Origin of the sequence: Emticicia sp. 21SJ11W-3, from assembly GCF_024138715.1 — a bacterium.
In the GTDB taxonomy this organism is placed as follows: Bacteria; Bacteroidota; Bacteroidia; order Cytophagales; family Spirosomataceae; genus Emticicia; species Emticicia fluvialis.
In genome coordinates this window covers 445579-467432 of record NZ_CP092074.1, presented here as the reverse complement: position 1 = coordinate 467432, position 21854 = coordinate 445579, and the positions used below count along the sequence as shown (strand labels likewise).

The 21854-nt window shown below is 41.7% G+C and carries 23 protein-coding genes, 1 tRNA gene and 2 pseudogenes; 22 read left to right on the top strand and 4 right to left on the bottom strand.

All coding sequences use genetic code 11. The features are described 5' to 3' along the window. The first annotated feature begins 12 nt into the window (after positions 1–12). From rpmF to MB380_RS01860, 10 genes are all read left to right on the top strand, one after another. Positions 13–204 carry a 50S ribosomal protein L32 gene (rpmF, locus tag MB380_RS01900; protein WP_101726835.1) on the top strand — a complete coding sequence of 64 codons (192 nt, stop codon included), beginning with the start codon at positions 13–15 and terminating at the stop codon, positions 202–204. A gap of 97 nt (positions 205–301) precedes the next feature. Next, positions 302–1243 carry a phosphate acyltransferase PlsX gene (plsX, locus tag MB380_RS01895; RefSeq protein ID WP_253532676.1) on the top strand — a complete coding sequence of 314 codons (942 nt, stop codon included), beginning with the start codon at positions 302–304 and terminating at the stop codon, positions 1241–1243. 135 nt (positions 1244–1378) lie between these two features. Beyond that, a complete protein-coding gene (locus MB380_RS01890; protein WP_253532674.1) occupies positions 1379–2365 on the top strand; it encodes a beta-ketoacyl-ACP synthase III in 987 nt (328 codons plus the stop codon). Positions 2366–2407: 42 nt separating this feature from the next. Next, positions 2408–3076, top strand: coding sequence for a hypothetical protein (locus MB380_RS01885; protein WP_253532672.1), 669 nt, complete (start codon positions 2408–2410; stop codon positions 3074–3076). Positions 3077–3109: 33 nt separating this feature from the next. Next, positions 3110–3679 (top strand): elongation factor P, encoded by a 570-nt coding sequence (efp, locus tag MB380_RS01880; protein WP_253532669.1) that lies wholly within the window; start codon positions 3110–3112, stop codon positions 3677–3679. 306 nt (positions 3680–3985) lie between these two features. After that, positions 3986–4462, top strand: a complete 477-nt coding sequence (accB, locus tag MB380_RS01875) for an acetyl-CoA carboxylase biotin carboxyl carrier protein (RefSeq protein WP_253532659.1) — start codon at positions 3986–3988, stop codon at positions 4460–4462. A gap of 92 nt (positions 4463–4554) precedes the next feature. Continuing rightward, positions 4555–5898 (top strand): acetyl-CoA carboxylase biotin carboxylase subunit, encoded by a 1344-nt coding sequence (gene accC / locus MB380_RS01870; RefSeq protein WP_253532657.1) that lies wholly within the window; start codon positions 4555–4557, stop codon positions 5896–5898. 61 nt (positions 5899–5959) lie between these two features. Then, positions 5960–6481: a helix-turn-helix domain-containing protein gene (locus tag MB380_RS01865; RefSeq protein WP_253532655.1), complete on the top strand. Its 522-nt coding sequence runs from the start codon at positions 5960–5962 to the stop codon at positions 6479–6481. Then, on the top strand, positions 6481–6693 hold the full coding sequence (locus tag MB380_RS21945) for an IS3 family transposase (RefSeq protein WP_409014655.1): 213 nt from the start codon (positions 6481–6483) through the stop codon (positions 6691–6693). The genes MB380_RS01865 and MB380_RS21945 overlap by 1 nt, the downstream gene beginning before the upstream one ends. After that, positions 6620–7189: an IS3 family transposase gene (locus MB380_RS01860; RefSeq protein ID WP_310587381.1), complete on the top strand. Its 570-nt coding sequence runs from the start codon at positions 6620–6622 to the stop codon at positions 7187–7189. Before MB380_RS21945 ends, MB380_RS01860 begins: the two co-directional genes overlap by 74 nt. Positions 7190–7257: 68 nt before the next feature. Here the strand turns inward: MB380_RS01860 and MB380_RS01855 are convergent. Then, positions 7258–8531 (bottom strand): annotated as a pseudogene (locus MB380_RS01855) (IS256 family transposase). 71 nt (positions 8532–8602) lie between these two features. On the opposite strand from MB380_RS01855, the pseudogene MB380_RS21940 reads away from it, so the two are divergent. The 4 genes and pseudogenes from MB380_RS21940 to MB380_RS21930 all read left to right on the top strand — a co-directional run. Then, positions 8603–8710: pseudogene (locus tag MB380_RS21940) on the top strand (IS3 family transposase); the annotation flags it as partial. 226 nt (positions 8711–8936) lie between these two features. Further along, a complete protein-coding gene (locus tag MB380_RS01850) occupies positions 8937–10427 on the top strand; it encodes an IS1634 family transposase (protein WP_253530585.1) in 1491 nt (496 codons plus the stop codon). Between the two features lie 47 nt (positions 10428–10474). After that, entirely contained in the window at positions 10475–10669 is a 195-nt protein-coding gene (locus MB380_RS21935) for a DDE-type integrase/transposase/recombinase (protein ID WP_409014654.1), read from the top strand. Positions 10670–10822: 153 nt separating this feature from the next. Continuing rightward, positions 10823–10927, top strand: a complete 105-nt coding sequence (locus MB380_RS21930; RefSeq protein WP_409014706.1) for an IS3 family transposase — start codon at positions 10823–10825, stop codon at positions 10925–10927. 45 nt (positions 10928–10972) lie between these two features. Here MB380_RS21930 and MB380_RS01845 read toward each other — a convergent pair whose 3' ends face one another. From MB380_RS01845 to MB380_RS01835, 3 genes are all read right to left on the bottom strand, one after another. Then, the gene (locus MB380_RS01845) at positions 10973–11743 is read right to left on the bottom strand and encodes a TSUP family transporter (RefSeq protein ID WP_253532652.1); all 771 of its coding nucleotides are present in this window, start codon (positions 11741–11743) and stop codon (positions 10973–10975) included. A gap of 66 nt (positions 11744–11809) precedes the next feature. After that, positions 11810–12781 (bottom strand): aldo/keto reductase, encoded by a 972-nt coding sequence (locus tag MB380_RS01840; protein ID WP_253532649.1) that lies wholly within the window; start codon positions 12779–12781, stop codon positions 11810–11812. A gap of 48 nt (positions 12782–12829) precedes the next feature. Then, positions 12830–13390: a hypothetical protein gene (locus MB380_RS01835; RefSeq protein ID WP_253532647.1), complete on the bottom strand. Its 561-nt coding sequence runs from the start codon at positions 13388–13390 to the stop codon at positions 12830–12832. Between the two features lie 287 nt (positions 13391–13677). On the opposite strand from MB380_RS01835, the gene MB380_RS01830 reads away from it, so the two are divergent. The 8 genes from MB380_RS01830 to MB380_RS01795 all read left to right on the top strand — a co-directional run bounded on the left by MB380_RS01830 (position 13678) and on the right by MB380_RS01795 (position 21809). Next, positions 13678–13750, top strand: a tRNA-Lys gene (locus MB380_RS01830). A gap of 174 nt (positions 13751–13924) precedes the next feature. Beyond that, positions 13925–14767, top strand: coding sequence for an EboA domain-containing protein (locus MB380_RS01825; protein ID WP_253532645.1), 843 nt, complete (start codon positions 13925–13927; stop codon positions 14765–14767). A gap of 7 nt (positions 14768–14774) precedes the next feature. Continuing rightward, a complete protein-coding gene (locus tag MB380_RS01820) occupies positions 14775–15794 on the top strand; it encodes a TatD family hydrolase (protein ID WP_253532643.1) in 1020 nt (339 codons plus the stop codon). Between the two features lie 15 nt (positions 15795–15809). After that, positions 15810–16691 (top strand): UbiA-like protein EboC, encoded by an 882-nt coding sequence (eboC, locus tag MB380_RS01815; protein ID WP_253532634.1) that lies wholly within the window; start codon positions 15810–15812, stop codon positions 16689–16691. 46 nt (positions 16692–16737) lie between these two features. Then, a complete protein-coding gene (locus tag MB380_RS01810; RefSeq protein WP_253532631.1) occupies positions 16738–17886 on the top strand; it encodes a 3-dehydroquinate synthase in 1149 nt (382 codons plus the stop codon). A gap of 1 nt (position 17887) precedes the next feature. Next, positions 17888–19081, top strand: a complete 1194-nt coding sequence (gene eboE, locus MB380_RS01805) for a metabolite traffic protein EboE (protein ID WP_253532629.1) — start codon at positions 17888–17890, stop codon at positions 19079–19081. Positions 19082–19103: 22 nt separating this feature from the next. After that, on the top strand, positions 19104–20480 hold the full coding sequence (locus MB380_RS01800) for an alkaline phosphatase family protein (protein WP_253532626.1): 1377 nt from the start codon (positions 19104–19106) through the stop codon (positions 20478–20480). Between the two features lie 234 nt (positions 20481–20714). Continuing rightward, positions 20715–21809, top strand: a complete 1095-nt coding sequence (locus tag MB380_RS01795; protein WP_253532623.1) for an NAD(P)-dependent alcohol dehydrogenase — start codon at positions 20715–20717, stop codon at positions 21807–21809. The last annotated feature ends 45 nt before the right edge of the window (positions 21810–21854 follow it).

Below are 21854 nucleotides of genomic sequence, written 5' to 3'. Positions count from 1 at the left end.
TTAAATTGAACAATGGCACATCCAAAACGAAGACATTCGACAACCAGAAGAGATAAACGTAGAACTCATGACGCTTTGTCGACCAAAGCATTGTCAGTTGATGCAACTACAGGTGAAATTCACCTGCGCCACCGTGCACACGTATTTGAAGGAAATTTGTATTATAAAGGTAAATTAGTGGTTGAAAGCTACGAAAAAGCGTAATACTTTCGTAATAACACCTGATTCTGTTCTTTAGGAAGGTGGCTTCCGGGTGAAATTCAGGAAAAGGTTACTATTTATTCACTAAAGAAATTCCTTTATGAAAATTGCCGTTGATGCTATGGGAGGAGATTACGCCCCCAAAGCCATTGTCGAAGGTGCCGTAATTGCCGCTAATCATTTACCTGAAGGTACTAAAATTGTATTGGTAGGAAAACAAAGCATAATGCTAGATATTTTAAGAACATTAAAGTATCCTGCACATGCTATTGAAATGGTTAATGCCGATGACATTATCGAAATGAGTGAGCATCCCACCAGGGCATTTTCTCAGAAACCCAATTCCAGCATTGGAGTTGGGTTTAAACTTTTAAAAGAAAAGCAGGTAGATGCCTTTTGTAGCGCCGGTAACACAGGTGCTATGATGGTGGGCTCTTTGTTTACCCTTAAAACGGTAGGCAATATTCAGCGCCCTCCTATCGCTGGTTTTTTTCCGCTTAAAAACGGCGGCTACAGCCTTATGCTAGACATAGGCGCCAATGCCGACTGCAAGCCGGAAGTACTTGCCGAGTTTGCAGAACTTGGCTCTTTATATGCCCGATTCTCTTTCGGTATTGAACGCCCCAAAGTAGCCTTACTGAATATAGGTGAAGAAGAACAAAAAGGTTCTACCGTTGTTCAGGCGGCTTATCAGCTCTTAAAAATCAACAAAAAAGTTAATTTTATCGGAAACATCGAAGGCCGTGATCTATTAGAAGGCAAGGCTGACGTAATTGTTACCGAGGGTTTTACAGGCAATGTGATTTTTAAAATGGGCGAGTCGTTTTATGACTACGCCGCCGAAAGAGGTATTAAAGACCCGCTCATTGACCGCATGAATTATGAAGTGGGTGGTGGTAGCCCCATTATAGGTATCAGGGGTAACGTAATTGTGGCACATGGTATCTCAAGCCCCGAGGCTATCAAAAACATGATTCTGCTGGCCAAACGCCAGATTGAATCAAAAGTAACAGACCATATCATAGAAGCATACGAATACTGATAAACCCCGGCAGACAACCTGCGGGGTTTATCTGCATCATATTTATACAGACACTTTTCCCACTGAAAAACTAATCCCGAAAAAGAAAAGTATCCTTATCGTTTTCTTCTGAATGGGCTTGGAAAAAATTGTACAATGAAACTTAGAGCAGCTATCACGGGTGTTCATGGCTACGTGCCAGAAGATATTTTGACAAACGAGGATTTATCTAAGATTGTGGAAACCAGTGACGAGTGGATTACTACCCGGACAGGTATCAAACAACGTCATATTCAAAGAGGAGACGGTCTTGCCACCTCTCACATGGCTTCTGAAGCCGTGAAAGGTCTTCTTAAAAAAACCAACACTAAGCCTGAAGAAGTAGAACTGGTAATATGTGCAACGGTAACCCCCGACTACATGTTCCCGTCAACAGCCAATCTGGTATGTACCCAATGTGGAATTCCAACCATTGCCAGCTTTGATATTCTGGCGGCTTGTTCAGGTTTCCTTTACGCATTATCAATTGGCTCACAGTTTATTGAGTCTGGAAAATACAAAAAAGTAATTGTAATTGGCGCCGACAAGATGTCTGCCATTGTTGACTACACCGACCGCACTACTTGCGTACTGTTTGGTGACGGTGCAGGTGCTGTTTTGCTTGAGCCTACCACCGAAGAATACGGATTGATGGATTTTCTGTTACGCTCTGACGGAACAGGCGAGAATCATCTGATTATGAAGGGTGGCGGAAGCAGGTTCCCGGCCAGCCATGATACAGTAGACCAAAGATTACATTACATTCATCAGGAAGGCCCGTCGGTATTTAAATTTGCCGTAACCAACATGGCCGACATCTCTGCTGAAATAATGGAACGCAACCACCTAACCGGCGACGACATTGCCTGGCTGGTGCCGCATCAGGCCAATAAGCGCATTATTGATGCCACTGCCCGCCGCATGGGTATAGGCGATGAAAAGGTAATGCTCAATATACAGAACTATGGTAATACTACTGCCGGAACTATCCCGCTTTGTCTTTTCGACTACGAAAAACATATCAAAAAAGGAGATAACCTGATTCTGGCAGCATTTGGCGGAGGCTTCACATGGGGCTCGGCTTATATTAAGTGGGCATACTGAGTAAACCAAACAACTGAGGATTTTTCTCTACAACGGCATACCATGAAGAAAATACTGATACTGACTTTATTACTTCTGGGTTTCAGAGGCTCGTTTGCACAACGGATAAGAGTGATTGAAAATTTTAGTGTAACCTACGGCTTTGAGAAGAGCACTTATGTTCCATCAATAATGTATGGGCAATCGTTGGTTTTAGGTGGTAAATATGCTTTTGCAGTTGGTACGGGTTTCAGACTTACCTCTTTTTTTACAGCTGGCAATGCCTTTAAAGGGCTGGAGTCCAGCAATACACGGGTGAGTTTTACTCCTTACCCCAGAGCCAATGCCAATGCGCTTAATGTACCCCTAATGCTGGAGTTCAGAACTTCGAAAATAGTGATAGGCGCTAACTTCGACATCGTGGGGCTGGCGTTCGGAAAAAGAAAAGATTCCCTGACTGTTTACAACAAATCGGGTTTAGTGTTAGACACCCTCAACGCCAAACCTACCCGGTACAATTTGGGCCTGGGGCAAAGAGGAACCACCAATAACGAAATTTATATTGGTTTCAGGCCGCAGGAAGAACTGACCATCAAAGTTGGCCTCAGCATGATTTTCAGCCAGTATGATGCCCGATACAGAAGAAACCGGAAAGATGTTCCGTTCGGGCGGTTTGGTTATGAAAGCCCCCTTCTGCCCTTTATAAGTGTGGTTTTTAATTTTGAACGATAATAACTATTTGATAATTAAGCTTACTGAACAGTAATGGCAACAACAGCAGATTTCAGAAATGGCCTTTGTATGGAGTGGAATAACGACCTCTACACCATTGTGGAGTTCCAACACGTAAAGCCCGGCAAAGGACCAGCTTTTGTTAGAACTAAACTCAGAAACCTTCGTACTGGAAGGGTAATTGACAATACTTTTACTTCAGGTGTAAACATTACAACTGCACGGGTAGAAAAAAGACAATACCAGTTTCTATATAAAGACGAAACAGGATTCAATTTCATGGAAGTTGAAACTTTTGAACAGATAAATATAGAAGAAAAACTGGTGCCACAGGCCGACCTGATGAAAGAAGGCCAGCAGGTTGACATTCTGGTGCATGCAGAAACAGAAACTATTCTGAGCGTAGAGCTACCAACCTATGTTGAACTACGAGTAACCTACACCGAACCAGGCGTAAGAGGCGATACCGCCAACAGCCCGTCGAAACCGGCCACTGTTGAAACCGGTGCTACTATAAAAGTTCCTCTTTTTATTGAGAACGATGAGTTGATTCGTGTCAATACTACTACTTACGAATACGACTCACGCGTAAAAGAGAAATAAGCCATTTTATAAAAGACGACATCGCATTTTATAGAAATACGGAGTGACATGAAACTGATTTTAAGTGCTTTTAATTCTTAAATCCAGCCCGGGCGTTCCAAGTTTCTTTGTGGGTGTCGTCTTTATGTTTACTTTTGCAGAAGAATAACCGCTGCCTTTCCGCCTTCATACCCTGAAGAGATTGAAAAACAAAAGTCTGCTTTCCTGAAAGTACAGGAACAGCGCTCTGGAAAGAAACCGGTTTAAGAATACTTCTGGAACCAAACAAACTATACTCAATTAAAAAACGACAAATCTTTACCCTTCATGGAAACAAAGGACATTCAAAAACTGATTGATTTTATTGCTCAATCAGGATTAGATGAAGTAAATATTGAAACATCAGAGTTGAAACTGGCTATTAAACGTTACTCAAATGTAGCGCCTGTAGCTGCTCAACCGGCACCTGTTGCTCAGGCTCCTGTTGCTGCAGCCCCTGCTCCTGCTGCTGTGGCCGCTCAACCGGCTGCACCAGTGGCTCAACCAGCCGCGCCTGCCAGCAATCTGATTACGATTAAATCTCCTATGCTCGGAACGTTCTATCGCTCAGCGGGCCCAGACAAGGCATCGTTTGTTGAGGTAGGCGACGAGGTTTCTAACGGAAAAGTAGTTTGTATTATTGAAGCAATGAAGTTGTTTAACGAGATTGAATCTGAAGTATCAGGAAAAATTGTAAAAATATTGGTTGAGAACGCTACCCCTGTTGAGTTCGACCAACCTTTGTTCCTGGTTGAGCCTGCGTGATTTTCTCAGCAAAAGGCATTCTAACATTTTTTTATAAAAACTGTTTATAGATTTAATAGCCTAAATAGCATACAATTCCTAATTGACACTATATGTTCAAGAAAATACTTATAGCCAACCGTGGCGAAATAGCCCTGCGAATCATCAGAACCTGCCGGGAGATGGGCATAAAAACGGTGGCTGTTTACTCAACTGCCGACCGCGACAGTCTGCACGTACGCTTTGCCGATGAGGCAGTTTGTATAGGGCCTGCTATCAGCAAGCAATCTTACCTCAATATTCCTAATATCATATCAGCCGCCGAAATCACCAATGCCGATGCCATCCATCCGGGTTACGGTTTCTTATCTGAAAACGCCGAGTTTTCAAGAATATGCGCCGAATATGGCATTAAGTTTATTGGCGCTACTGCCGAGCAAATTAACTACATGGGCGACAAAGCTACGGCCAAAGCAACCATGAAAAACTCTGGCGTACCGGTAATTCCGGGTTCAGAGGGTCTGTTAGAGTCGGTAGAAGAAGGAAAAAGACTGGCCAAAGAAATCGGTTATCCGGTTATCATTAAGGCAACTGCCGGAGGTGGTGGCCGTGGTATGCGTATCATTAAAGAAGAAAGCGAATTTGAAAAAGCCTGGGATGATGCCAAGATGGAATCAGGCGCCGCTTTCGGTAACGACGGTTTATATCTGGAGAAATTTGTAGAAGAACCCCGCCACATTGAGATTCAGGTAGTGGGCGACCAATACGGCAAGGTATGCCACCTTTCAGAACGTGACTGTTCTATTCAGCGCCGTCACCAGAAATTGGTTGAAGAAACGCCGTCGCCGGTTGTTACACAGGAGCTGCGTGAGAAAATGGGAGAAGCGGCCATTAAAGGTGCATCTGCCATTGGCTACGAAGGCGTAGGTACTATTGAATTTCTGGTTGATAAATACGGCAAATTCTATTTCATGGAAATGAACACCCGTATTCAGGTTGAGCACCCTATTACAGAGGAAGTAACAGATTTTGACTTAATTAAAGAACAAATAAAGGTAGCTGCCGGTGTACCTATTTCGGGCAAAAATTACTTCCCTAAATTGTATGCCATGGAATGCCGTATCAATGCCGAAGACCCGGGCAACGGTTTCCGTCCATCGCCGGGTAAAATAACCAATCTGCACCTGCCAGGTGGGCATGGGGTAAGGGTTGACAGCCACGTGTATGCGGGCTATACCATTCCGCCCAACTACGATTCAATGATTGCCAAGTTGATTGTAACGGGGCAGTCAAGAGAAGAAGTTGTTACAAGAATGAAACGTGCATTACAGGAGTTTGTAATTGAAGGTATAAAAACCACTATTCCGTTCCATATAAAACTGATGGACGATGAGCAGTTTAAATCTGGTCATTTTACCACCAAATTTCTTGAAACCTTCGATTTCAGCGATTTATAAAAAGAAAGCCTTCCCGTATACAATGCCCCCAAAAAGTTAGACACTTCTTGGGGGCATTTTTATGTATAAAAGGAACAAGTATGATTACGAATTCAGGCTTCATTGTGTAGAAGCCGTTTTAAAAGAACATCGTTCCATTATTTCAGTGGCTGCTGACAAAGGATTTGATCCATCAAATTTAAGGTTATGGATAATGTTCTATGAGCAATATGGCGAATTGGGTCTTCACCAGAGGAATAAACAATCCTATGAAGTATCTTTTAAGCTTAAAGTGTCAGAAACTATCAATAGAGAGTGTTTATCTTTGCGTTCAGCCTGTGTTAGATTCAATATACCTACTGAGCCAGTGATTATACGCTGGCGGCGAGAGTATGAATCAAAAGGGTTGTCGGGTTTATTACCTCAACCTAAAGGACGTCCTAAAAAGATGAAGCATCCTATCAAAAGAAAACCTATAAAGTCTTCTGCCCCTTTAACAGACTATCAAAAGCTGCTGTTGGAAAATGAACGTTTAAAAGCGGAGAATGAACTACTAAAAAAGCTACAAGCCTTAACTCAAAACAATAACAAGCACAAGCCATAATGGAGTTAAGGCATAGATATGATTTAGACGTATTGCTAAATTGTATGAACATGGCCAGAAGCAGTTTTTACTATTATTCAAAGAAAACCCGGCTTACAGATAAATATGCAGACACTAAAGCATTGATTCAAAGTATTTATCATAAGCACAAGGGAACGTTGGGATACAGACGTATTACACTATTACTTCGAAAAAAAAGGAATAGTAATTAATTATAAAACTGTTTTACGATTAATGCAATTTCTGGGTTTAAAGAGTATAATCAGAGTGAAGAAATATAAATCCTATAAAGGAGAACAAGGCAAAATTGCCCCTAATGTTTTGAACAGAGTATTTAAGGCAAATCAGCCTAATCAAAAATGGGCAACCGATATAACTGAATTTAATGTGGCTGGCAGAAAACTCTATCTTTCACCTGTGATAGACTTGTTCAATCAGGAAATCATCAGCTATGAACTCTCCAAGCGTGCTGACTTTAAATGTGTGATAACTATGCTTGAGAAGGCCTTGAAAAAATCAGACAGACAAACACCATTATTATTATATTCTGACCAAGGTTGGCACTATCAAATGAAGCAATACAGGTATGTCTTTGAGAAAAGTGGAGTCACGCAAAGTATGTCCAGAAAAGGTAATTGTTTAGATAATACAATTATTGAAAACTACTTCGGCATACTTAAGTCAGAACTATTTTACCTGAATAAATAACAATCAATTGATGACTTAAAAAAAGAAATTAAGCGGGAGCGTAAACTGAACTGTGTCAAGGATTTTTACTACTCACTTGGAGTTGGCTTCAAGTGAGTTTTTTCAAAATTATGGAATTTCATTCTATCTCCAAAAATAATGTATAACTGCGATAAGGTGACACTCCAATTTCGGACAGGCATAGTCTGGGCGACCCCGTCCACTTTTGGGAGATTCTTTGTACGACCAGATAAATCAGTTTCAAAAGTGCTGTATCTGATGTAAATGAGCCTTTAGTTTTAGTGACTTTTCTGACTTGCCTATGAAAACCCTCAATAGGGTTTGTCGTATAAATCAATCTTCTAATGTCTTCTGCATACTCATAGAAGCTTGATAGGTTTTCCCAGTTAGTAAACCAGGATTGAACAGCAATGATGTATTTCTTGCCCCATTTAGCTTCTAAAGCCTCTAATTGTCTAAAACCCTCTTCTTTGTTTAGAGCAGTATACACAAGTTTAAGGTCAGCTATAAAAGCCTTTTTATCCTTTTCAGGAACGTATTTTAAACTATTCCGTATTTGGTGGACAATGCAGAGTTGTACTTGGGTCTGGGGATATACAGTAGCAATAGCATCAGGAAAACCTTTTAGTCCATCAATACAAGCAATTAGAATGTCCTCTACACCTCTTCTCTTTAAATCTGTCAACACCGAAAGCCAGAACTTAGAGCCTTCGGTTTCAGCTACATACATACCTATTAAATCTTTTTTCCCCTCTAAATCTACTCCTAAGATGTTGTATATAGCTCGCGAAACCACTCTCCCATCTTCCTTAACTTTATAATGTATGCAATCCATAAAAACAATGGGATAGATGCTCTCTAAGGGTCTGCTACGCCATTCTTGCATGGCAGGGATTACCTTATCTGTGATAGTAGATAACTGGGTAGCTGATATTTCCATTTGATATAGCTCCTTGATATGAGAAGATATATCTCTGGTAGACATGCCTAAACCGTATAATCCTATAACTTTAGCTTCGAGTTCTTCTGTGATTATTACCTGTCTCTTAGGTAAAATCATAGGCTCAAAAGTCCCAGAACGATCTCTGCCACTCTCCAGTTCAAATTCTCCTGATAAGCTCTTTACCTGCTTTTGTGTCTTTCCATTTTTACGATTAGATACTCCTTTTGCTTTTGATTCTGCCAGATGATTTTCTAACTCACCAGACAAAGCAGCTTCCAAAAAATGTTTCATTAATGGCGCAAAAATGCCTTTCTCTCCACTAAAAGGCTTACCAGCATACATTCCAGCAATTGCTTGCTTTTTGAACTCTTCGAAATCAAATTCTTTCTTCTCTTCCATAAAAAAACTGTGTTTAAAGTAAAATTAACATTTTAGCTAAATTTTACCTTGACACAGTTTAATTTACAGTCTCAATTAAGCAGTATATCCATTACTATAACAATGAAAGAATTAAACTCAATCTAAATGGAATGAGCCCGATACAATACCGAGCTCATCATTCTAAAATTTATTACTAATTTCGTCTAATATTTCGTTAGCAGTCCACCAGCGAAGGGCTTGTTTTATTTATAAAGCTGCCATACGTCATACCCGAAACGGAGAATGAGGCCAAACACCACAACCAGAAATATTACCCGCACAAAAGACCCGACTTGTCCACCTCTTAAATTTAAAATCATAAGTTGCTGAAATAGAGTATATTAACTCTATTAATTTTGTAATTTGCTGACCTAATGGGTCAAAATGTATAAAATCAGGCAAATAAAATATTCAGAAAGTTCGGTTTCTATCCAGGTTTATAAGATTGAAAACAGGAAGCGAGTCATTGTTCGCCACATCGGCACTGCTCGTAACGAGCAGGAGAAATCTGACCTACTTGTTCTTGCTAATGATTTTATTGAAAAAATCTCTAAACAACTTTTTCTCTTTGAAGACCAGCAAGCAGGCAATGTATTTTATATCAGACAAACCGAATTTATCGGGGTTCATTATACTTTTCTTTATGATGTACTATCCAAAATTATCCTTGCCATCGGTTTTGACAAGCTAAACAATACTCTGCTTCTGGATTTGGTCATTATGCGGATAATGGAACCGGCCTCTAAACTTCGTTCTATTGCGCTTCTGGAGGAATATTTTGGTATCAAACATCGCAGACAAAATTATTATAAGACTGCTCCTGAGTGGCTTAAACTAAAGTCGAAAGCCGAGGGCATTGCTCTCGCATTTGCCAGGAAGCATTATGCCTTTAATTATGACTTATTGTTTTATGATGTCACTACCTTGTACTTTGAGACTTTTGAAGAAGATGAATTGCGTAAGAATGGATTTTCTAAAGATAATAAATTCCAACAACCACAAATTTTAGTGGCACTAATGGTCAGTAAAGAGGGATTTCCGATAGCTTACGAAGTCTTTGCTGGCAATACTTTCGAGGGGCATACCATCATTCCCGTTGTAAAAAGTTTCATCCTTAAAAATAAGGTAAAAAACTTTACAGTAGTGGCTGATGCGGCAATGATTAGTACCGAAAACATTGAGGCGCTAAGAGAAAATGACATCAGCTACATTGTAGGAGCCAGATTAGGTAATCTTTCCCATGAGTTGATAGAGGCAATAGACAAAAGTATTTTGCGTGAAGATGGCAAAAGCATCCGCATCAAAACAGACAAAGGATATTTGGTTTGCAGCTACTCCACAGTCAGGTATCGTAAGGATAAGTATGAAATGGAAAAGCAAATAGAAAATGCTAAATACATCATCGAAAACCCCTCCAAAAACAAAAAGCTAAAGTTCACCACCACGAAAGAAGAAATTATAGCACTCAACCAGAAACTAATTGATAAAACACAAAAGATTCTGGGAATCAAAGGCTATTATACCAATATAGAAGAAAGCCTTCTCAGCAATGATACCATCATAGAACGTTATCACGAATTGTTCAGAATAGAACAGGCTTTCCGAATAGCTAAAAGCGATTTACAGACAAGACCCATATTTCACTACAAAGAAGAACCTATCAAGCTACATCTGTTAATTTGCTTTACAGCACTGGTTATATCCAAGCACATAGAACTTCAAACAAACAAATCCATCCGCAAATGTATCCATGAATGTAAAAGGATAACAACGGCAAGGCTAAAAAACAAGATTACAGGAAAAGAAATAAAAATAAAGGCAAATCTAAACCCAGTAATCATGGAAATCCTAAGAAAAATTAACTTGCTGACCTAATTTGAACAAGTCAGGAAAAATGGGCAACCGATATAACTGAATTTAATGTGGCTGGCAGAAAACTCTATCTTTCACCTGTGATAGACTTGTTCAATCAGGAAATCATCAGCTATGAACTCTCCGAGCGTGCTGACTTTAAATGTGTGATAACTATGCTTGAGAAGGCCTTGAAAAAAGCAGACAGACAAACAACTTTATTATTACATTCTGACCAAGGTTGGCACTATCAAATGAAGCAATAAAGGCATGTCTTAGAGAAAAGTGGAGTCACGCAAAGTATGTCCAGAAAAGGTAATTGTTTATATAATGCAATTATTGAAAACTTCTTCGGCATACTTAAGTCAGAACTATTTTACCTGAATAAATATGTATAAAATGATGACTTAAAAAAAGAAATTAAGCAGCATATCAATTACTATAACAATGATAGAATTAAACTCAATCTAAATGGAATGAGCCCGATACAATACCGAGCTCATCATTCTAAAATTTATTACTAATTTCGTCTAATATTTCGTTAACAGTCCACCAGCGAAGGGCTTGTTTTATTTATAAAGCTGCCATACGTCATACCCGAACCGGAGAATGAGGCCAAACACCACAACCAGAAATATTACCCGCACAAAAGAGTTGCCGCGCAGGATAGCTATCCTGCTACCTACATAAGCGCCTGCCATATTACACAACATCATCGGAAAGGCAATCTGAAAAACCACAAAGCCTTTGCTGACAAAGAAAATGAGAGAGGCTACATCGGCTATTACATTTATGACTTTTGAAATGGCAGAGGCCGACAAAAAACTGTAACCAATCATGCTCACGAAGCCAAATACCAACAGGCTGCCGGTACCCGGCCCCACAAAACCATTGTAAAAACCAATAGCCATGCCTATCAGTAAGCCATATAGCGGAACCACCGCCAGGCTGAAACGGAGTTTTTCTTCATGCCCCAGATTCTTCTTCCGGTAGGTATAAAGGGCTATCACACTCATCAGCACTAATATGGTTGGCTTTAAGATGCGCGCACTCATGAGGCTGGATATTAACGCCCCTGAATAAGACATTACGGCCGCCCCTAACCCGGCATAGATGACGGTTTTCCACGGAATCTTCACCTTTTTGGCATATTGATACCCGGCCACGGCTGTACCCATAAAAGAAGCAAAACGATTGGTACCAATAACCTGCGGAACCGAATAACCGGGAAACAATATAAACAAAGCAGGGACCTGCACTAAGCCGCCCCCGCCTACAATAGAATCAATAAAACCTGCAAAAAAAGCAGCTATGCAGGCCAAAACTGTGGTTTCTGACATGAATGTTATGGTGAATGAAAAAAGGAGAAAGGACTTGGATGTCCTGTTCCTTTCTCACTTTTAAAACTATTGCGACCACTCAGTCGGGGTTCTGTCCCATCTGTGGCTTTTGAGTTTCAAACGAAGGTTTTCGTCTAGTTTTTTGCCATCACTGGTACCGATATTGGCATCTACGTGGCGAATCTTTCTCATGCCCGGTATTATAGTATGTACATCATCGTTACCTAATATAAAACGAAGCGCCATTTCAGGCATCGTCATACCTTCTGGCACCAATGGTTTCAGGGCATCGGCATGTTCTACACTCGGAATCAGGTTTTCAGGCACAAAATAGGTAGACCGCCAGTCATCAGCCGGAAACACCGTGTCTTTGGTTAGCAAACCGGTAAGGGTGCCTTCATCAAAAGGTACACGGGCAATCACGGCAATATCCAGTTCGCGACAAAGCGGAAACAATTCATCTTCCGGATTCTGGTCGAAAATATTGTATATTACCTGTACCGAATCTATCAGCCCGGTTTTCAGGGTTTCCAACACATTGGCGGGCTCCCAGCGGTTCACACTTACGCCAAAGTGTTTCACTTTGCCTTCCTGTTTCAACTTGGCAACTGCCTCTTTCCATTCATCTTTACCTGCCCAGGCGTCTTCCCAGACATGGAATTGCTGCAGGTCTATGCATTCAACATCCAGGTTACTCAGGCTTTTTTCGGTATACTCAATGATATGGCTGGCCGGGAAACAATCTTCCAACAGGAAATGTGATTTTGACGGCCATGTAAAATTCTTTGGTGGAATTTTAGTGGCGGCATACAATCGCCTGTCTGCATATTTTTTCAATACCCTTCCTAGTATTTGCTCACTTTTACCCTCGGCATATCCCCAGGCAGTATCAAAAAAGTTACAGCCTAGTTCAACCGACCGGTCAAGCGACTGCCCTACTTCGTCCTGGTCAGAGCCGGTCCATCCCGCAAGGCCCCACATACCATAACCTATTTCGCTGACATTCCAGCCAGTACGTCCAAATCTCCTGTACTCCATAATTGATATTTAATATGATTAAAAATAAATTTTAAATTAACGCTCCCATCAGTTTTTTTTCCTTTTGGCAACTGCTGAAGCCCAGGCCACCAAGCCTGTTAAAAACAAAGCTATACTGATACCAAAGGTAGTCCATTTAAACATTCCTGCCGTTGAAGCCAGACTGGCAGCAGCGTTTATTCTTTCCGGATACGCCATCAGCATAGCAATATTACCAGCATTTTCTAACATATCGCTAACGAAAACCAGCAACGGAAAAACGTTAAGTTTCAGCATAAAACTATCAGCCTGAAAACCTCTTTTGAATACAAAACTCAACAACAACAAATTGGTAATGCTATAAAAAACAGGGTAAATGATATCTATACAGGCTTCAATCACAAAATAGAGTTTTCTGCCCTCTTCGCCATAGGCCGACAACAGTTGATAGGCTTCATCAGGCGTAAATCCAAATTTCAAATCTAGCACACCTAATACGCCCTGTGGGTCAAACCTGGTTTGCAGGTAAGGCAAAACCACGCCTGAAATGGCCATTTGCAGCACAAAGAATATAATAATATTCCGGCCCGAAGCATTTCGGTGAGCCAAGTCTGAAAGCGACGTAATCATAGCGAGGTCAGAATGGGTTAAAGGGATACACAAATATATAGAAAATGATGTATTCTCTTTCATTAACCCGCGTTAACAGAAGTAATTATTAGTTTTAAATACCAATTGCAGGCACTGAAAATAATTTTAAATAATATAGCAGCAACAGGCCAAAAAAAATTAAATTTGCAGCGTATGAGACTCCGTAGCTCAGTTGGTAGAGCAACTGAGTGAACGTCACCCGGCGAACGTCGCTCGCTCTTAATCAGTGGGTCGAGAGTTCAGAAAATAATTAAAAGTAGTATAATGACTCCGTAGCTCAGTTGGTAGAGCAACTGACTCTTAATCAGTGGGTCGAGAGTTCGAGCCTCTCCGGGGTCACCTGATAATCAAGTACTTAGCAATCATGTTAAGTACTTTTTGTTTTGGGGGCTTAACCATTTGCACAAAATTGCCCCTTTTGTCTATTTTAATATCATTTTTGGTATAAATACTTTAATAAGCTCAGAATTCTTCTTTAGATTTGCTTCTAATTAATACAAAGTGCCTAACCTTATGAATTATTCTGCATTGTTGCTTGAAAAAATTAAAATTCAGGCATCTGCTAAAGAGCTTAGTTGGATTGAGTCTAAAAGTAATGGTAGTTTACAATCATTACAGGTAGCATTTGTGGCCGTACCAAGGTTTATCAGCAAAAGCCCTGTACTTGCAGCCGATACCATCAATGGTGTTTCTTTCGATAACTGGACACTGGATAAACTGGTAAGAGTCTATTTACTGGCTAGTCTGGATAGCACTGATAAGGAAACTTACACAAAAACACTGGATATCCTTTTTGATACTGCAGAAAACAATGAAGCCAGCGCTTTAATTGCGGCTCTCCCATTCTTGGCATTCCCCGATTATTGGCTTTTAAGAGCCACAAACGCCGTCAGGTCAAACATCGGGCCTGTTTTTGATGCTATTGCATTCGGAAACCCGTTCCCTAAAATTCATTTTTCTGAACCGGCCTGGAATCAATTAGTCTTAAAATGCATTTTTAATGATAAGCCCATTCATAATATAGACGGGCTTGATGAAAGAGCCAATCAGGAACTGGCCGATTCAATATCTTATCTGGCGCATGAGCGTTGGGCTGCAGGCAGAACTATTCCGTCGCAGGCCTGGCGTCTGGTAACCAGATTTATGAACGAGGCGATTCTGAAAGATATTGAGCATTTGTTTACAACAGGAACAGCCGCTGACACCATTGCGGCAGCAATTGTATGTGGCCAGTCTGATTTGCCTGCCGCTAAAGACCTGCTAACGAAACAAACAGCCTTGCATGAGCAATGGCAGAACGGAATCCTTAGCTGGCAAATGGTAGAAGACCACCAAAGAAGTATTTTAAATTATTAAGTAAGTTATGTGCCAGAAACATTCAGAAATATCGCAGAATCCGTCACATTTTGAAGGAAGCGCCGAAGAGCTAAAAACTTCAAAAGAGATTCAGGCCAATTATACCGATTACATCAAAGGAATGAAGTTCTTTGACCCTCATATTCACATGACCTCAAGAACTACCGATGATTACACTGCGCTGATAGATGCCGGAGTGGTTGCCATCATTGAGCCGGCTTTCTGGCTCGGACAACCCCGCACAGGTGTAGACTCGTTCAAAGATTATTTCAGCAGCCTGGTTGGTTGGGAAAGATTCCGCTCTTCGCAGTTTGGCATCAAACATTATTGCACCATCGGGCTGAACTCACGCGAGGCCAATAACGAAGCACTGGCAGAGCAGGTAATGGAAGTATTACCTCTGTTTGTTTACAAAGAAGGTGTTGTAGGTGTGGGCGAAATTGGTTTTGACGACCAGACACCCGCCGAAGAAAAATACTACAGGCTTCAACTGGAACTGGCTAAAGAAGCTAACTTACCCGTTCAGGTACATACGCCTCACCGCGACAAGAAAAAAGGAACCGAACTGAGTATGTCTATTGCCCTGGAGCATGGCATTGACCCCGGCATGGTAATAATTGACCATAACAACGAAGAAACTGTTGAAAGTGTGCTGGAGCAAGGTTTCTGGGCTGCGTTTACTATTTATCCGTTTACCAAAATGGGTAACGAACGCATGGTAGAAATTGTAAAAAAATACGGTTCTGAACGAATAATGATTAATTCGGCCGCCGATTGGGGTATCAGCGACCCTCTGGCTGTACCAAAAACAGCCGCCCTGATGAAAATTAAAGGGATATCAGACGAAGATATCCGTCTGGTTACTTATCAGAACGCCATTGACGCTTTTGCGCAAAGCGGCCAGATAAATGTGGCAGATTTTGAAAACCCGGTAGTAATTGACCAGAGCCTGAAATTTAACGGGAACACCATTCTGAGAGGTGGCCAGATTCCGAGGGTTGATAAAAATTCAATTTTTATCTCTTAAACAACCGCTTGTATCTTGAATATTAAATCTTACATACAAATAACCCGCCCCGCCAATGTAATTACGGCAGTATCAGATATACTGGCCGGGGTTGCTATTGCTGTATTTTCTTTTTCGTATGAAGACGTAAATATCACGGGTGTTTTGTTTTTGTGCCTGGCCACTATGGGTCTTTATGGTGGCGGCATTGTGTTTAACGATATTTTTGACCTGGAACTTGACCGCATTGAACGCCCTGAAAGAGTGATTCCAAGTGGAAAGATAAGCAAGACCAATGCCGTTATATATGGCTCCTTTCTGCTGATTTCCGGAGTATTGGCGGCGTGGTTCAATAGCCCGCTTAGTGCAATAATAGCGGCTTTAGTTGCAGCTTGTGCCCTGGTTTATAACAAATATGGCAAACATCATTCCTTTTTCGGCCCTATAAATATGGGTTTATGCCGCGGCGGTAATCTGATACTGGGCATGAGTATCATTGAGCGCTCTATTGAGCAGTGGTGGTTTATCGGCCTTTTGCCGGTTTGCTACATTGCTGCAATTACAATGATTAGCCGGGGCGAAGTGCATGGTGGTAATAAAAACACCTTATACTTTGCTGCGTTTCTTTATATTATGGTAAGTACAGCCCAATTGTATTTTTCGTATCAATTAAACAATCTTCCGGTAGCAGCAGCATTTGTGGTTTTACATATTTATCTGATATTCAAACCATTGCTGGCAGCCATAGCAAACCCGATTGGCCCCAACATTGGCAAGGCAGTAAAAGCAGGGGTTCTGTCGTTAATAGTCATGAACGCAGCGTGGGTAAGTGTTTCGGGCAATATTTTGCTGGCGCTGGCAGTGCTTTGCCTGTTACCTGTTTCAATATGGCTGGCCAGGTTTTTTGCAGTTACATAACCCCGGCAGCTACCTTTTTATTAGATTTTATTTATTTTATCTACCAATGAATGTAATTCAACAGGCCTTTCAGGTGCCTTTTTCTTTTAATATTATTTTCACACAAAACCTTTTTTCTTCTGAAAACAAAGCGTTTATCAATTTCCTTACAAACTTCGGCGAACCCGGTTTTCAGAAAAAAATATTGTTTTTAATAGATGCCGGTGTTGCTGAAAAACATCAGTATTTGCCTGAATCAATCAAACAGTATTTTCAAGGCCAAACCCAGATTGACCTGGCAGACGAAATACTGGTTTTACCGGGCGGAGAATTAGTTAAAAACGACAGCCAGTATCTCGACAAAGTGCTGCTGGCTATCAATCAATACGGTATAGACCGGCATTCTTTTGTGGCAGCCATTGGCGGTGGCGCATTTCTTGACATGGTAGGCTACGCCTCCTGCATTGCACACCGTGGCGTAAAGCATATCCGGATACCTACCACCGTGCTATCGCAAAACGATTCAGGCGTGGGTGTTAAAAACGGTGTCAACTTTCTTGGCAAAAAGAATTTCCTCGGTACTTTTGCGCCTCCTGTGGCGGTATTTAATGATTCCAACTTCTTAACCTCTCTTTCAGACCGCGACTGGCGTTCGGGTATATCTGAAGCCGTGAAGGTGGCTTTAATTAAAGACCTGCCCTTTTTTGAGTGGCTGGAGACCCATGCACAAGCAATGGCAAACCGCGAGATGAATGTGATGAATGAACAGATTTTTCGTTCGGCTGCCCTGCATACCAATCATATTTCAAGTGGTGACCCATTCGAAATGGGTTCGGCAAGGCCTTTAGATTTTGGGCACTGGGCAGCGCATAAATTAGAATATCTGAGTAATTTTGAAATAAGACACGGAGAAGCCGTGGCTATTGGCATTGCGCTTGATTCTGTTTATTCGCAGTTGTCTGGGCTGATAACAGAAGAAGATGCCAACCGCATTATCAGACTTTTAAAGACGCTTGGATTTACCTTATACCACGACTCGCTTGCAGCGAATGACAAGCTGAATTTATGGGAGGGGCTGAATGAATTCAGAGAACACCTGGGCGGAAGGCTGACCATAACCATATTAGAAAAGCTTGGTAAGGGCAAAGAAATTCATGAGGTGGATTTTGATTTAGTGAAATTGGCCGTTGACCGCCTGAAATTAACCCTCGATTAAAATGAAAACACCATACGGACACCTGAGTTATTGTAGCAATATTCATCCTGGCGAAGACTGGAAAGAACATTTTGCGGTTCTGCAAAGCAGTATTCCCGAAATCAAGGCAGGGGTTTGCCCCGATGCGCCTATGGGTATAGGCTTAAGACTAGCCAATCAGGCCAGTATTGATTTATCAGCAGAACAAAATTTTGAGACCTTTCAAAACTGGTTGACCGCACAGAATTGTTATGTTTTTACTATGAACGGTTTCCCGTTCGGAAACTTTCATCATACAGTAGTAAAAGACCAAGTGCATGCACCCGATTGGACAACACAGGAAAGGCTGGACTATACCATAAGGTTATTTAATCTGCTTGCCCGATTATTGCCGGACACATTAGAAGAGGGCGGTATATCTACCTCACCACTCTCCTATCGGTTCTGGTGGTTAAACGAAGCTGCACTAAAGGAAGCAACCATTAAAGCTACCAAAAACATGATTTTGGTAGTTGAGGAGCTGATAGCATTAAAAGCAAGCACCGGAAAAACGCTTCATCTGGATATTGAACCGGAACCCGACGGGATTCTGGAAAACTCTGAAGAGTTCATTAGCTGGTATAATAACTATCTGTTACCGATCGGAATTGAGCAATTGGGTGCCAAAGGTTTTTTGCCCGGGCAAGCCATTGAGGCCATTAAAACGCATATTCAGCTTTGCTATGATGTTTGCCATTTTGCGGTTGGTTTTGAGGCGCCAAAGGATGTAATTGCAAAAATGGAGGCTGAGCAACTAAAAGTGGGAAAAATACAAATAAGCTCGGCTCTGAAAGTTGATTTCGCTGATCAAGCGCAGGAAAAACTGGACGTAATTGCTCAGTATAACGAACCCGTTTATCTGCATCAGGTTGTTGCTCAAAGACATGACGGCAGCTTTTTAAAATACCCCGACTTAAGTGAGGCCATTGCAGGCTTTGATAACAGCATCAGCTCATGGCGCATACATTTTCATGTGCCTTTGTTTTTAGAACAGTATGGTTTGCTGGGTTCTACGCAATCTGATATTGTCAATACCATTGGTGTGCATAAGGCAAAGCCATTTACCAGCCACCTCGAGGTAGAGACCTACACCTGGGGCGTTTTGCCGAAGGAATTTCAGGCTCCGCTTAACGAGTCAATCATCAGGGAATTAAATTGGGTAAAAGGAATATTATAAGAGGCTCTAAAATTCTACTAAAATGCAAAAAACTGTAGTTATTGATATAGTTGGCCTTAGTACCAGTGTCGTTGGTGAACACACACCGTTTTTACAGAAATTCATTGCAAAAAATACGCTTACGCATATTAAGCCGGCTTTCCCTGCGGTTACTACCACAGCGCAAAGCTGCTATATAACCGGTAAAAACCCGGATGTGCACGGTATTGTAGGGAATGGCTGGTATGACCACGATGCGTGTGAGATGAAGTTCTGGAAACAATCTAACAAACTGGTTCAGTCTGAAAAAATATGGGAAGCTGCCAGAAGAAAAAATCCGGCCTTTACGGTTTCAAAGATGTTCTGGTGGTACAATATGTACTCATCAGCCGATTTTTCAGCTACGCCTCGCCCGCAATATCATTCAGATGGTGTAAAAGTACCCGATTGTTACACCTATCCTGCCGACTTAAGAGATAAACTACAGGCCAAGTTGGGTACCTTCCCATTGTTTAAGTTCTGGGGGCCTAATACAAGCATTGATTGTTCTAAATGGATTGCCGATGCCTCATTGGAGGTTGACAGAACCGAAGACCCTACGCTAACGCTGATTTATCTGCCTCATTTAGATTATTGCCTGCAAAAATTCGGTGTTGATTTCGGTAAAATCTCTAAAGATTTACATGAAATTGATAGCCTCGTAGAAGAGCTGGTCAATTACTATGAGCAACGCAATGCTAACGTTATATTGCTTTCTGAGTACGGTATCAACAATGTGAGCCATCCTATACACATCAACAGAATCTTGCGCGAGCATGGATTACTTTCTGTACGGGTAGAAAGCGGGCTGGAACTGCTGGACTGCGGCGCGTCAAAAGCTTTTGCGGCTTCCGACCACCAGATTGCTCACGTGTACGTTAATGACGAAAGCCAGAAAGAACGGGTAAAAGAAATTCTATCTAAAATTGATGGCATTGCCCTGATAATGGATGAAGCGGAGAAACAAAAATACCACATCAATCATAAAAGAGCCGGTGATTTTGTGTTAATGGCCAAGGCCGACAGCTGGTTTACCTACTATTACTGGTTTGATGATAAACTGGCCCCTGATTTTGCCCGCAGCGTTGATATTCATAACAAACCGGGCTATGACCCCGTTGAGATGTTTATGAATCCGGCTAATCCTTTCATTAAATTAAGAGCCGCTTACAAGTTGCTTCGTAAACTAACAGGCTTCAGATACAGAATGGATGTTATACCGCTTGATGCCAGTCTTGTCAAGGGCTCACACGGCACGCTCGATATAGGAAAAGAGTTTTATCCGGTACTGGTAAGTAATCAAAAAATAACCGAAGAGATAGCTGCAACCGATGTTTATGATGTAATCTGGAACAGTTTGTTCGGGAATAATATGAAATAAACATTTTAATCCTTTCGGCCAAACAACAGACCCTCTATGGTTGTTTAAACTGACAGCTGCCCGATTAGGGAATCCGGCCATGCCGCACTTTGCTTTTCCTTTTTTCTAATCAGGCAGGCAAAATGTGCCAGACACACTTCGTGTAAAATTTCCAATAGCACATTGGCCGTTTTTATAGCTAATGGGCGAATACTGCACGAATACTTTACTTATACATCTATAAAAAACTTATCCATGGAATCCGTAAAATCAGTAACCGATGGCGCAACAGTTGTTCCGTCAAAAGAAGTAAAAGCATTTGGTACGCTAGCCGCAGATGCACGATTAGACCAACTACAAATTAAACGCAGAACGCCTAAACCGCACGACGTTGAGATTGAAATATTATATTGTGGCGTTTGTCATTCAGACCTGCACACAGCCAGAAGCGAATGGCCCGGCACGGTTTATCCATGCGTTCCGGGGCATGAAATAGTAGGAAAGGTTGTCAGTGTCGGTAATCATGTTACCAAATTTAAAGTGGGCGACCACGCTGCCGTAGGTTGTATGGTTGATAGTTGCAGAGATTGCGAATATTGCAAGGAAGGGTTGGAGCAATACTGCGAACAGGGAAATACAGGCACCTATAACGCACCTGATGTACATTTAGGCACACACACCTTTGGTGGATATTCTGAAAGCATAGTAGTTGATGAATCTTTTGTGTTGCATGTGCCTGAAAACCTTGACCTGGCCGCTACTGCTCCGCTATTATGCGCGGGTATAACCACGTATTCTCCACTCAGACACTGGAACGTCGGGCCGGGCAAGAAAGTAGGCGTGGTGGGTATTGGCGGGCTGGGCCACATGGCCGTAAAACTGGCTAAAGCAATGGGTGCAGAAGTAATTGTTTTTACTACCTCAACATCTAAGATTGAAGATGCCAAACGCCTGGGCGCCGATGACGTGGTGTTGTCGAAAGACAAAGCGCAGATGGCCAAATACAGAAGCAAGCTACACTTTGTTTTGGATGCTGTTTCTGCCGAACACGATATTAACCAATACCTGGGTTTATTGAAGGTAGACGGGTCTCTGGCTTTGGTAGGTGCGCCTGAGCGTCCGCTGCCTGTGGCTGCATTCAGCCTGATACCTGCCCGTAGAAACTTTGCCGGCTCAATGATTGGCGGTATTGCCGAAACCCAGGAAATGCTTGATTTCTGTGGCCAACATAACATTGTTGCCGATATTGAGATGATTAAAATGGATGAGATTAATGAAGCTTACGAGCGCTTGCTGAAAGGCGATGTGAAGTATCGGTTTGTAATTGATATGGCTTCTTTGAAGAACTAAAATTCTAAGTCAATTAAGCGAAAACAAAAGCCTTTCAGCAGTTAC